Raw genomic sequence first — 11,821 nt, 5'->3', positions numbered from 1 at the left:
AGAAACGGTCGTTATTGACCTGGGGAAAGAGCGAAGCCGGGTGCAATTCGCACCCGGCTTCCCTCTCTCTGCTAGATCCCCCGTACTAGCCGTTCCTGACCCCTCAACTACCGCGGTCTCCGCAATGCGTGGGGTAGCCCGAGGAGCATGGTTACCGGGTGGCGCCCCTAAGTTCGTCCTCGACGTCCTTAGGTGCCGTGAGATCCATCTCGAGCAGCGGCACTACTTTGGACTTGGTGATGTAGCGGTGACCCAGCCATAGAACGATGAAGACCGGCAACCCGATGTAGGAGGAAAGCACCTCCACGGACCGTCCGGCAAGCACAGCCTCGTAGTTCTGTCCCGCGATGACCAGTATGAGCAGGGCGAAGGCCAGCAGTGGGCCAATGGGGAACAGAGATGCCTTGTACGGCAGGTCGCTGACTTTGTTTCCCTGGGCCAGGAAGCCGCGCCTGAAACGGTAGTGGGAGACCGCGATTCCCGCCCAGACGATGAAGCCGCATAGGCCCGACATGTTCAGCAGCCAGGAATAGGCTGCACCCTGCCCCACGATCGCGGAGAGGAACCCGAAGAGTCCCACGGCCGCCGTCGCGAGCAACGCCGCGATCGGTACACCACGCGCGTTGGGTCGGCCGAAGATCTTCGGGGCCATGCCATCATGGGCCATTGCGTAAAGCATCCGAGTGGAGGCATATAGTCCGGAGTTGCCCGCGGACAGGATTGCGGTCAGGATCACGGCGTTCATCAAGGCCGCAGCGAAGGCGATTCCGGCGCGAGAGAAGACCAGGGTAAAGGGCGATGATGCAATATCGGACTCACCGGAGGCCAGCAGGCTCGGATCGGTGAACGGGATGAGGCAGCCGATGATAAAGATGGCGCCAATGTAGAAAAGCATGATGCGCCAGAAGACAGTGCGGATGGCCTTCGGCACCTCGCGGCGCGGGTCCTTCGCTTCGCCGGCGGCGACTCCTACGAGCTCGGTGCCCTGGAAGGAGAACCCGGCAACCATGAAGACCGAGATGATCGAGACCCAACCCCCGTGGAACACGTCATCGCGGTTTTCCCAGTTGCTCAGTCCCGGAGAGTTATCCCCGAGGATGCCGAAAATCATCAGCACGCCGGCGATCAGGAAGAGCACCACTGCGCTGACCTTGATCAGTGAGAGCCAGAACTCCGACTCACCAAAGGCCTTGGCCGAGAGGGCATTGAGCCCGGTCAGAACCAGCAGGAAGATCCCCGCCCACACCCATCCTGGGACCCCCGGGAACCAGAAGTCCATGATGATTCCGGCCGCGACCAGCTCTGCGGCCACCGTGATGGCCCAGTTGAACCAATAGTTCCAGCCGATCGCGAACCCAAAGGACGGGGAGACGAAACGGGTGGCAAAGGACTGGAACGAACCGGCAACCGGTATTTTGGCCGACATCTCGCCCAGTGACTGCATCAGCAGGAATACCATCAGCCCGACCAGCGCGTAGCCTGCCAGCGCACCGCCGGGACCCGCCTGGGAAATGGTGCTGCCCGAGGCCACAAACAGCCCGGTACCGATCGCACCGCCGATGGCGATCATCTGCAGGTGGCGGGGGTTTAGCCCGCGCTTGAGTTCGTTGGTGGATTCGCCGGAAGCGTGATCTGCCGCTATCGCAAGGGAAGACCCCTCTGCTCCATCGGGCTTGGTTTCTGCGAGAGTTCCGCTCGGTGGTGTCATGCAGCACCACCCTTGGATATCGTTGCGGGCCGGGTGGGGTTCCGGGTGCCACTAGCGGCTCGACCGGTGCAGGCTTCTGCGACTGCCGTGTCGAGCAGATAGGCCATCGCGTCCCCGCGCGGTGCTGCCTGCGTGGTTGTGGACCCCGAGCTAAGAAACAGTCCTGAACCGGAGCAAAGACCGGTTTCAGGGGTGTCGGTAGCAATTGCCCGATCACTTAATTGCGTGTGGGAGCCAAGTCCCATGGTGCCTCCGAAAAGGTAGCTGCGGTGAATTTGGGCCTTCCGAAGCCCTCGGGCCGGAAGGATGGTGATCAAGCTAACACAGGCAACGGAAGCGACATTTGGCGCGGCGAATGTTGCACGTCCGACAGGTCAAGTCCTTACGCATAAGCCGTGGCAGTCCAATCTGAGCGCAAGAGTTGCTGATCTAATGCCGTCCTGTGGTTAAGCAACCCTGATGATCTGCTATGGCAGCCAGTTGGCGTTAGGTATCAGCGGGAATTTGAACCAGCGACCGCAGCGGCGCCGGTCCGGCCTTACGGCCAAGGCCAGCCACTGATGGCACGAATGGCAGGAACTGAACCTCGGATCGTCCCGATAGCGCTGCTTATTCAATCGTGACGCGCCCGTTCTGGGATGGCCTAAAGACACCCGACCCTAAGGTCAAACGCAGGCATTGCCCAGAAGAGCGGGCACCGAGCAAAAGTATTTCTTATTCATGCGGGAAGAATCCTTCACGGATGCTTACGCACTGCTAGCTTCTTCAGGAATCCCCTCAACGGAAGGAACGAGCATGTCTGTAATCGCAAACCCGGCGGTGACAACCACCCGGGCAGACGACATCAAGGCGCTCCCCGCATGGCAGGCTCTGAAGGCAGCCGTCATCGGGCTGCAGCAGGTTCAAGTGCAGGACGGTTCCGTTCCGGAACCCGCTGACCATGACCAGGCCCGCCAGAATGTCGGCATCATTACTGACTCAATCAACGATCTGCGCCCCCACCTCCACCACGACAGGGACTACCTTGAACTGCTCGTGCAGGACATCCAGCGGTGGGCGTCCGAGGGCTTCGTCGTACCGGATTTCCTCGACTCATTGGTAGCCTTCCACCCCGAGCAGTGGCGCATCGACGGGCTACCGCACCTGGTTGTGTTCCCCATGTACACGCAGAACGGCAGCACCAACCGCTACTTCGAGGCCGTCCTCATCGAGGTCATTTGGCCTTCATTCGTGGCTGAGCTGGAGGCCGCAAACTACTCCAACAAGCTGTTCGTCCCCATCAGCTTCGTCGATTTCACGCCCGGCTATGACACGAACTCCGCAGTTCTCTTCCCCGAGAGCGTAGCGGTCCGGAGCACCCATTCCTTCACTTGGGGAGGCATTTTCGCGGACCGCGAAGCTGCCCGGTTCCGTCGCGTCCTAAAAGCTGCTGCCGACATCACTTCCCTGGACCTGCCGGCTGACGCCGCGGAATTCATCGACGACCAGCACCTCACGGAGAAGACCTTCGTGATGTGGGATCTGATCCATGACCGGACCCACATGCGCGGTGACCTGCCCTTTGACCCCTTCATGATCAAGCAGCGGATGCCCTATTTCCTGTACTCCCTGGAAGAGCTCCGCTGCGACCTGACCGCCTTCCGCGAATCAGTCCTCATCGAGCGGGACGAAACGGCTTCCGAGGACGCCCGCAAGCACGCCAAGCTGGTCCAGTACGCCGTGATCTTCGACCGCATCTTCCGCTTCGCGATTACCGGGAACCGGGTCCGTAACTACGACGCCGTGGGCGGCCAATTGCTGTTCGCATGGATGCACCAGCACCGGGTCCTGCACTGGACCGATGGCAAGTTGAGCATCGACTGGAAGGACGTCCCCGGCGTGGTCGTCGAGCTGGGTCTCCGCATCGAGGAACTCTACTGGCGTTCAATCGACCGGCCGAAGACCGCACACTGGCTGGCTGCCTACGAGCTCGTCTCGGAAACCCTCACCCCCCACCCCGCCTCCGTGTGGGCCAAGGGACCGGAGGCCCTTCGGCTCGACGGCCCGCCCCGGGATCTGACGGACCAGATCCTTGATGACGAATTCCCCCTGTCGATGTTCTACGAAGCACTGGAGAAGAAGATGCGCCCTCTTATTGACTCAACTGCAGGAATCACCGGTAAGAGCCCTGTCAAGACTGAGGGCGAGGCGGGCGCATGAGCCAGGACCTCTCGGGGCGTAGGGTCGTCGTCGCCGGTTCGACAAGCGCAGCCGGCGTCGCAGTAGTCCGCACCCTGTCGCAAGCAGGGGCACGCGTAGCCGCCGTGGACATTCTTGAGGACCGAGTGCAGGAGCTCTCGGTAGCGTACGACAACGTTACGGGCTATGTCTGCAACCTCGCGGACCTGCAAGCCGTTGAGGACTTGGCGGCGTCTGTCCGGACCGATCTGGGTCCCGTGGACGGCCTTATCCATCTTGTAGGAGGGTGGCGAGGCGGCACAGGCCTTAAGGGCCAGACGGATGAAGACTGGGACTTCCTGCACACCAGTGTCCTCACCACCCTGAGGAACACCAGCCGCGCGTTTTACGATGACTTGGCTGGCTCCCCTGTGGGTCGTCTGGCCGTTGTTTCCGCGCAGTCCGCTTCCTCGCCGACAGCGGACGGCGCCGCCTATGCCGCCGTCAAGTCCGCCGCCGAGGCATGGACCCTGGCCGTGGCCGACGGATTCCGGCAGGTGCAGGGAGGAAATGAAAGCCCCCTCTCCGCCCAACATTCAGCCGCCCTGGTCTTCGTCGTGAAGGCCCTGGTCGATGACCGGATGCGCGCAGCCCAGCCGGAACGGAAATTTCCGGGCTTCACCGATGTCAGTGTCCTTGCCGACGCTGTACAGCGGATCTTCCACCTGGAGGCAGAACAGATCAACGGGCGGCGCCTGCCCCTCACGGCCGGCCACCTCGTCGGCGCACCGGTATAAAGCGTCAGCCTTGATACCAAAGCAGGCGTCTCGCGCAGGGACTGGCGGGACGCCTGCACGACCCGGCATACCGGGCTACCGAGGTGACATCCACGCCGTCGAGCGATATCCGCCCGGCATCAATCTCGTAAAACCGCATCATCAGGTTCACCAGCGTGGTCTTGCCGGCCCCGGTGGGAGCCTCTTCGACGTGAGCATCCGCTGTACGCAGCGACGGTGAGCGGACGACGGCGGGACCTCCCGCCGTCGTCCGTGTGCGTTTGGCGCCGCTCCCCTACAGAGCCGACCAGCCGCCGTCGGAGGCGAGGATGGCGCCGTTGACGTTGGTGCCGTCGTCGCTGAGCAGGAACGTGATGGAGGCGGCGAGCTGCGCCGCGGTGGCGGGTGTGGGGACGGTGGCCTGCATTAGCGGGCCGAGTCGTTCGGCCGCGAGCTGGGATCCCCAGTTGGCCACGATGTTGGTGATGGTAGGGCCGGGGGCCACGGCGTTGAAGCGCAGGCCCTTGGGTCCGTACATCACGGCCGAGTTCTTCGTCAGGCCGACGACTGCGTGCTTGGACGCGGTGTAGGCCGCGCCGGCGGCGGAACCGCGCAGGCCGGCCTCGGAGGCGACGTTGACCACGGAGCCGGTCCCGGCGTCGAGCATCAGCGGCACCACGGCGCGGGTAAGGCGCATCAGGGCGGTGACGTTGATCCGGAAGACACGGTCCCAGAGCTCGTCGTCCACTTCGTGGATGGGGGCGAAGTTGTCCATGATGCCGGCGACGTTGGCCAGTGCGTCCACCCGTCCGCCGGCAGCAGCGAGGACGGCGGCCACGGTCTCTTCGGTGGAGATGTCGCCGGCCACCGGGACCAGGTCCAGTCCTTTATTTTCTTCCACCAAGGCGTCCAGGCGTTCCTTGCTGATGTCAGCGGCGATGACGCGGCCGCCTTCCTTGGCGATGCGCAGGGCGGTGGCCTGGCCGATGCCGGAGGCGGCGCCGGTGACGATGACGGTTTTGCCGGCGAAGCGGCCGTTGGTGGTGGCTTCCTGCCATGAAGCTTCGTTGCCCATGATGTCCTTCCAGACGTTGCTGAGGGTGATGCGATCCACCTTATGACACTCTGTGTCATTATGTAAGGGTGAATACTGGTGGGATGCCTTCGGAAGATGTGACGACTGCCGTTCCGCGCCCCACCGGGCGCCCGGTGACGATTGATCCCGACGCCGTCGCTGCCATTGCGCTGCGACTTTTCGCCGAGCGCGGCTACGAGCAGACCTCCATGGAGGACATCGCGCGCGCGGCGGGGATCGGACGCAAGAGCCTGTACCGCTACTTCTCGAACAAGGCCGAGCTTGTCTGGGGCGGCATGGACCCGGTGGTCGAGGCGTCGGGTCGGGTCCTGGAGTCAGCCCGCGTTGGGGGCGGGGCCGGCGGCGACGTCCTGGCGGGGCTGCGCGAGGCGGCTCTCGCCGGGGCTGCTGTTATTCCTGACTTGGCGGTGACCCGCGGGCGGCTGCGGCTGATTGCCGAGCATCCCGAGCTGGCCAGCCGGAGCTACGAGTCCCTGGCGCCGCAGCGCGAGCGGGCCCGGGCCTACTTGGTTTCGGCGGGTGTTAGCGAGGACGTTGCCGGGTATCTGTGCGCCGCGTTCATGGGCGCGACGTTTGAGGCCTGGATGCGGTGGGCGGCGGGGACGGATCAGGATCCGGTGTCTTATTTGGTGGCTGCTGTTGAGGTGCTGCGGGTGCCGGAGTGACAGGGATTGCTAATCGGCGCAGTCGCTTCGACTGGGGCCGCAGTCAGAAACTCTACGACGGCCGATATTTCACCTTACGTAAAGTTGAGCCGCGCGGAGACTGATACCCGTCTCCATCTCGAAGTCGGCATAGGAAATTTTGTCTTCCCTCAGACCTCCGCCACCGGAGCCGCGAACTGCGCCTCGTACAGCCGCGCATAAGCCCCACCCGCCTCCAACAACGAAGCATGCGTCCCCTGCTCCACGATCTGGCCGGCCTCCATCACCAGGATGAGGTCGGCATCGCGGATCGTGGACAGGCGGTGCGCGATCACGAAGCTCGTCCGGTCGGACCTCAAGGCACTCATCGCCTTCTGCACCAGCACCTCGGTCCGCGTATCCACGGAAGAAGTCGCCTCGTCCAGGATCAGCACCGACGGCCGTGCAAGGAACGCGCGCGCAATCGTGAGCAGCTGCTTCTCGCCGGCGGACACGTTGGAGCCTTCGTCCTCCAACACGGTGTCGTAGCCCTCCGGCAGCGAATGCACGAACCGGTCCACGTACGTCGCCCGCGCGGCCTCCAGGATCTCGTCCTCCGAAGCTGAAGGCCGGCCGTACGCGATGTTGTCCCGGATCGATCCGCCGAACAGCCATGTATCCTGCAGCACCATGCCCAGCCGCGAGCGCAGCTCGTACCGCGTCATCGCGGTGACGTCCACGCCGTCGAGCGTTATCCGCCCCGCATCAATCTCGTAGAACCGCATCATCAGGTTCACCAGCGTCGTCTTGCCCGCCCCGGTCGGGCCGACAATCGCCACCGTCTGCCCGGGCTCGGCCACGAGACTGAGAGAAGAGATCAGCGGCTTGTCCGGCGAATAGGAGAACGAGACGTTCTCGAACACCAGCCGCCCCCGCCCGCCGTCGGGCGAAGAACCAGGAGAAGGATCCGGCGACTGCTCATCCGTATCCAGCAGCTCGAACACCCGCTCGGCGGACGCCACCCCGGACTGCAGCAGGTTGGCCATGGACCCCAGCTGCGCCAGCGGCATGGTGAACTGGCGCGAGTACTGGATGAACGCCTGCACGTCACCCAGCTGCATCGCACCGGTCGCCACCTGCAGGCCGCCCACCACCGCGATCCCCACGTACACCAGGTTCCCGATGAACGTCATGGCCGGCATGATCAGCCCGGAAATGAACTGTGCGCCGAAGCTCGCGTCATACAGCTCCACGTTCTTCTGCCGGAACCGCTCCTCCACCTCGCGCTGCCGGCCGAACACCTTCACCAGCGCATGCCCGGTGTACGTCTCCTCGATCTGCCCGTTCAGCTCCCCCGTGTGCTTCCACTGCGCCACGAACAGCTTCTGCGAGCGCTTGGCGATCAGCGCCGTGATCCCCAGCGTCAGCGGCACCGTCACCAGCGCGATCAGTGCCAGCGTGGGCGAGAGGATCACCATCATCACCAGCACGCCTACCACGGTCAGCACCGACGTGACCGCCTGGCTGATGGACTGCTGCAGGCTCTGCGAGATGTTGTCCACATCGTTCGTCACCCGGCTCAGCAGCTCGCCGCGCTGGATGGAGTCGAAATACCGCAGCGGCAGCCGGTTGATCTTCGCCTCGATGTCCCCGCGCAGCCCGAACACCGTCCGCTGCACCACCCCGTTCAGCACATACGCCTGCACCCACATAAACGCCGACGCCAGCACGTACAGCACCAGCGCCCACATCAGCACGCTGGACAGCGCCGCGAAGTCGATCCCCGCGCCGGGCGTCAGCGCCATGGGCGTCAGCATGTCCGCCTTCTGGTTCTCCCCCGCAGCCCGCAGCTGCGCGATCAGCTGCTCCTTGCTCACCCCGGCGGGAAGCTCCCGCGACACCACGCCGGCGAAGATCAGGTTGGTGCCCTCCCCCAGCAGCCGCGGCCCGATCACCGAGAGCGCCACGCTGGCGATGCCCATGACCAGCACCAGCAGCAGCCACGACCGCTCCGGCCGGAGCGTGCCCAACAGCCGTTTCGCCGACGGCCCGAAGCTCATCGCCTTCTCCGCCGGGATGTTCATCCCGCCGAACGGTCCGCCCTGGCCCGGTCCACGCCCCGGGCGGGGAATGCGTACGACGTCGGCAGTCCCGGCTTTAGAGCCGGGTGCGGTTCCGCCGGGGGCAGCTGTGTTGGAAGCCGGCCGGTTCCGGGTGCTCATACCGTCTCCTCCGCTGCCAGCTGGGACGAGACGATCTCCCGGTACGTCTCCGATGTCTCCAGCAGCTCACCGTGCGTTCCCCGCCCCACGATCCTGCCATCGTCGAGCACTAATATCTGGTCCGCGTCCGCGATGCTGGAGACCCGCTGGGCGATGATCACCAACGTGGCGCCGGCGGTGCTGCGTTTGAGGGCCTGGCGGAGCCGGGCGTCGGTGCCGGTGTCCAGCGAGGAGAACGAGTCGTCAAAGATGTACAGCTCGGGCCGTTTCACCAGTGCCCGGGCGATGGCGAGCCGCTGCCGCTGGCCGCCGGAGACGTTGGTTCCGCCCTGGGAGATGGGCGCATCCAGGGCGCCCTCCATGTCCTCGACGAAGTCGCGCGCCTGCGCGATGCCCAGGGCGTCCCAGAGCTCCTCCTCGGTGGCGTCCGGCTTGCCGTACAGCAGGTTGCTGCGGACGGTGCCGCTGAACAGGTAGGGCTTCTGCGGCACCAGGCCGATGTGGCCCCAGAGCAGGTCCGGGTGCAGCTCGCGCACGTCCACGCCGTCGATCCGCACCGAGCCGGTGGTGGCGTCGAACAGCCGCGGCATAAGGTTCACCAGCGTGGTCTTGCCCGCGCCGGTGCTGCCGATGATCGCCGTCGTCTGCCCTGCCCTGGCCGTGAAGCTGATCCCGGAGAGGACGGGCTGGTCGGCACCCGGGTAGGCGAATCCGGCGTCGAGCATTTCCAGTTCCCCGCGGCGGACGGCGCTGCTCACCGGGCTGGCCGGTGGCCGGACACTGGACTCGGTGCGCAGCACCTCGCCGATCCGGTCCGCCGAGACGGCGGCGCGCGGGATCATCACGGCCATGAAGGTGGCCATCATGACGGACATCAGGATCTGCATCAGGTAGCTGAGGAAGGCGATGAGCGTGCCCACCTGCATGGAGCCGTCCTGGATCCGGAACGAGCCGAACCAGATCACCGCCACGCTGGAGACGTTCAGGACCAGCATCACCACCGGGAACGCGAGCGCCATCAGCCGGCCAGCCCGCAGTGCGGTGTCCGTGACGTCCTCGTTGGCGCGTGCAAAGCGGGCCGTTTCGATGTCCTCGCGGACGAAGGCGCGCACCACCCGGATGCCGGTGAGCTGCTCGCGGAGCACCCGGTTCACGGTGTCAATCCGCTTCTGCATCTTCCGGAACAGCGGCACCATCCGGATGATGATGAGCCCCACCCCGATCAGGAGGGCGGGCACGGCGACGGCGATAAGCCAGGACAGTTGCACGTCCTGCCGGACGGCCATGATCACGCCGCCGATGCTCAGCATGGGCGCGGCCACCATCATGGTGGCCGACATCAGCACCAGCTGCTGCACCTGCTGGACGTCGTTGGTGGACCGGGTGATCAGGCTGGGCGCCCCGAACCGTGTCACTTCCTGCTCGGAGAACTCCCCGACGCGGGAGAAGATGGCGCCGCGCAGGTCCCGGCCCACACTCATCGCGGCCTTGGCCCCGAAGTACACGGCGACCACGGCGCAGGCGATCTGCAGCAGCGTGATTCCCAGCATCAGGCCGCCCAGGCTGAGGATGACGCCGGTGTCCCCCTTGGCCACGCCCTCATCGATGATGTCCGCATTGAGGGTGGGCAGGTACAGGGACGCGATGGACTGCGCCAGCTGGAAAATCACGACGGCGAGCAGCAGCCGCCGCTGCGGCCTCAGGTATTCAACGAGCAGTTTCCAGAGCATGGCGGCTCCTGGTCCAGGGCTTACGGAACGTGATGCGAAGGTCAGTTTACGTCCGGAGGCTGGGAGTTCAGCGGGCTGTTGGGGGAGAATTTCGGCCGGTTCTCGCAGAGCGTATTTACCGCCCCGCAGGGCTGCGCTGCCTTACGTTTTTTCGCCACGTACCGCCGGCCGTGGGCCACCAGCTGGGTGGTCAGCGGCGAGGCCCCGTTCCGGAGCCAGACCAGCACCGTGGGCATGGGAAGTGACACCCCGGCAAACGGGCGCCACACGACTCCGGGCGGATCACCCGGCACCACCTGATGCGGTGTTTTGAAGGACACTCCCGGGCCGGCGGCCACCAGGCTCATGGTGGTGGCAATGCTCGGCGACCAGCGGTGCGGGCCCGGAACCATCCCGCCGTCCACCAGCAAACCCAGTACCCGCTCGCGAACGTCGGGGTCGCCGTCGCGCTGCAGCCAGATCAAGGCCTCACCACTCAGATCCGAGGGGCTGATGGCAGACAGCTTTGCCAGCGGACTACCGGACGGAAGCGCAACCCCCATCGACTCCGTCTCCAGGGTCAGCACACCGATCCGTTCGTCGACGACGCCATGGCTACGGTCCAGCCAGTGATCGCGGCAGGCGTGGAGGCTGGTGGACTTGCCGGCGGAGCCGAGGCCTTCGTCCGGTTCGCTGCAGGGGACGCCGCCCCGCTGCTGCCGCCGGACTTTCTCGACGGACTCCGGACCAAACGCCAGGGTCCTGCTGGAAGCGGAGTTCGGAGCTTTTGCCTCCTGGCGGCCCGAACCGAAGGCCTTGTCAGGAATGAGCGTGCCGCTGGCGGTTCTCAGCGCGGAACAGACCGCACCGTTCTTCGTAGAGGCGGCAGAGTGGATAGCTTCCGCTGCCGGAGTGGCCCGCCGGACGGTGCCCGGCGGACATATGGGCTTCCTTGACCACCCAAGGGAACTGGCGAAGGAAATCGACGCGATGTTCTAGGACAAGCGGAGTCTTGGTACCAACGGCCTGGAGGTCTCTGCCATCGGGCTGGGCTGCATGGGTATGTCAGCCGCGGCGGGGAGCTGAAAAATCGTCGGTGTCGAGGCTGATCGTGAACGGTCCGTCATTGACCAGGGACAGTTGCATCATGGCCCCGAACCGCCCGGTGGAAACCTCCGCCCCAAGGCCGCGCAGGGAAGCGACCAGGTGTTCAATCAAGGGCTCGCTGGTATCCGCTGGCGCCGCATCCGACCAGGACGGGCGCCTTCCCCGCCGCGTGTCCGCGTACAGCGTGAACTGGCTGACCACGAGCAGGGGGCCGTTCTGCTCGGCACACGACCTCTCGCCGTCAAGGATCCGCAGGTTCCAGATCTTGGCGGCAAGGGCCGCCGCATCGGCCAAGGTGTCCGTGTGGGTGGCGCCGGCCAGGACAACGAGTCCAGGGCGGTTAACTGACCCCACCGTTTCGCCGTCGACGGTGACCTCGGCTTGGGTGACCCGCTGAAGGATGGCTCGCACGGATCAACCCTA

At 65.0% G+C, this 11,821-nt stretch carries 11 protein-coding genes; 4 read left to right on the top strand and 7 right to left on the bottom strand.

The features are described from left to right. Nucleotides 1-151: 151 nt before the first annotated feature. Nucleotides 152-1,708, bottom strand: coding sequence for an amino acid permease (locus AB0N24_RS14475; RefSeq protein ID WP_364125405.1), 1,557 nt, complete (start codon nucleotides 1,706-1,708; stop codon nucleotides 152-154). Nucleotides 1,709-2,503: 795 nt separating this feature from the next. On the opposite strand from AB0N24_RS14475, the gene AB0N24_RS14470 reads away from it, so the two are divergent. After that, nucleotides 2,504-3,907: a DUF6421 family protein gene (locus AB0N24_RS14470; RefSeq protein WP_364125402.1), complete on the top strand. Its 1,404-nt coding sequence runs from the start codon at nucleotides 2,504-2,506 to the stop codon at nucleotides 3,905-3,907. Beyond that, nucleotides 3,904-4,662: an SDR family NAD(P)-dependent oxidoreductase gene (locus tag AB0N24_RS14465; RefSeq protein WP_364125399.1), complete on the top strand. Its 759-nt coding sequence runs from the start codon at nucleotides 3,904-3,906 to the stop codon at nucleotides 4,660-4,662. The genes AB0N24_RS14470 and AB0N24_RS14465 overlap by 4 nt, the downstream gene beginning before the upstream one ends. Before the next feature lie 4 nt (nucleotides 4,663-4,666). On the opposite strand, the gene AB0N24_RS14460 is transcribed toward AB0N24_RS14465, so the two are convergent. Both AB0N24_RS14460 and AB0N24_RS14455 read right to left on the bottom strand, forming a co-directional pair. Continuing rightward, nucleotides 4,667-4,873 (bottom strand): ATP-binding cassette domain-containing protein, encoded by a 207-nt coding sequence (locus AB0N24_RS14460; RefSeq protein WP_364125691.1) that lies wholly within the window; start codon nucleotides 4,871-4,873, stop codon nucleotides 4,667-4,669. 63 nt (nucleotides 4,874-4,936) lie between these two features. Then, complete coding sequence (locus tag AB0N24_RS14455; protein ID WP_364125688.1) at nucleotides 4,937-5,716, bottom strand: SDR family NAD(P)-dependent oxidoreductase; 780 nt, start codon at nucleotides 5,714-5,716, stop codon at nucleotides 4,937-4,939. Between the two features lie 83 nt (nucleotides 5,717-5,799). Between AB0N24_RS14455 and AB0N24_RS14450 the strand changes: the two genes are divergently transcribed. Further along, nucleotides 5,800-6,402 (top strand): TetR family transcriptional regulator, encoded by a 603-nt coding sequence (locus AB0N24_RS14450; RefSeq protein ID WP_364125396.1) that lies wholly within the window; start codon nucleotides 5,800-5,802, stop codon nucleotides 6,400-6,402. Between the two features lie 149 nt (nucleotides 6,403-6,551). Here the strand turns inward: AB0N24_RS14450 and AB0N24_RS14445 are convergent, their stop codons facing one another. The 3 genes from AB0N24_RS14445 to AB0N24_RS14435 are packed head-to-tail and all read right to left on the bottom strand — an operon-like array spanning nucleotide 6,552 to nucleotide 10,884. Next, complete coding sequence (locus tag AB0N24_RS14445; protein ID WP_364125393.1) at nucleotides 6,552-8,582, bottom strand: ABC transporter ATP-binding protein; 2,031 nt, start codon at nucleotides 8,580-8,582, stop codon at nucleotides 6,552-6,554. Beyond that, on the bottom strand, nucleotides 8,579-10,312 hold the full coding sequence (locus tag AB0N24_RS14440; protein ID WP_364125390.1) for an ABC transporter ATP-binding protein: 1,734 nt from the start codon (nucleotides 10,310-10,312) through the stop codon (nucleotides 8,579-8,581). Before AB0N24_RS14440 ends, AB0N24_RS14445 begins: the two co-directional genes overlap by 4 nt. A 41-nt stretch (nucleotides 10,313-10,353) precedes the next feature. Beyond that, on the bottom strand, nucleotides 10,354-10,884 hold the full coding sequence (locus AB0N24_RS14435; protein WP_364125686.1) for a LysR family substrate-binding domain-containing protein: 531 nt from the start codon (nucleotides 10,882-10,884) through the stop codon (nucleotides 10,354-10,356). Between the two features lie 238 nt (nucleotides 10,885-11,122). On the opposite strand from AB0N24_RS14435, the gene AB0N24_RS14430 reads away from it, so the two are divergent. Then, nucleotides 11,123-11,290 carry a hypothetical protein gene (locus tag AB0N24_RS14430; RefSeq protein ID WP_364125387.1) on the top strand — a complete coding sequence of 56 codons (168 nt, stop codon included), beginning with the start codon at nucleotides 11,123-11,125 and terminating at the stop codon, nucleotides 11,288-11,290. A 66-nt stretch (nucleotides 11,291-11,356) separates the two neighbouring features. Here AB0N24_RS14430 and dtd read toward each other — a convergent pair whose 3' ends face one another. Beyond that, nucleotides 11,357-11,809, bottom strand: coding sequence for a D-aminoacyl-tRNA deacylase (gene dtd / locus AB0N24_RS14425; RefSeq protein ID WP_364125385.1), 453 nt, complete (start codon nucleotides 11,807-11,809; stop codon nucleotides 11,357-11,359). Between the last annotated feature and the right edge of the window lie 12 nt (nucleotides 11,810-11,821).

Origin of the sequence: Arthrobacter sp. NPDC093128, assembly GCF_040683875.1 — a bacterium.
Classification (GTDB): Bacteria; Actinomycetota; Actinomycetes; order Actinomycetales; family Micrococcaceae; genus Arthrobacter.
Note: the sequence above shows the minus strand (reverse complement) of the source record. Positions and strands in the feature narration are given on the sequence as shown.

What these genes read in the sequence shown, in the direction of transcription:
- AB0N24_RS14450 (WP_364125396.1), top strand. Translation starts at nt 5,800, where the DNA reads ATGCCTTCGGAAGATGTGACGACTGCCGTTCCGCGCCCCACCGGGCGC.
- AB0N24_RS14440 (WP_364125390.1), bottom strand. Translation starts at nt 10,312, where the DNA reads ATGCTCTGGAAACTGCTCGTTGAATACCTGAGGCCGCAGCGGCGGCTG.
- AB0N24_RS14445 (WP_364125393.1), bottom strand. Translation starts at nt 8,582, where the DNA reads ATGAGCACCCGGAACCGGCCGGCTTCCAACACAGCTGCCCCCGGCGGA.
- AB0N24_RS14470 (WP_364125402.1), top strand. Translation starts at nt 2,504, where the DNA reads ATGTCTGTAATCGCAAACCCGGCGGTGACAACCACCCGGGCAGACGAC.
- AB0N24_RS14455 (WP_364125688.1), bottom strand. Translation starts at nt 5,716, where the DNA reads ATGGGCAACGAAGCTTCATGGCAGGAAGCCACCACCAACGGCCGCTTC.
- AB0N24_RS14475 (WP_364125405.1), bottom strand. Translation starts at nt 1,708, where the DNA reads ATGACACCACCGAGCGGAACTCTCGCAGAAACCAAGCCCGATGGAGCA.
- AB0N24_RS14465 (WP_364125399.1), top strand. Translation starts at nt 3,904, where the DNA reads ATGAGCCAGGACCTCTCGGGGCGTAGGGTCGTCGTCGCCGGTTCGACA.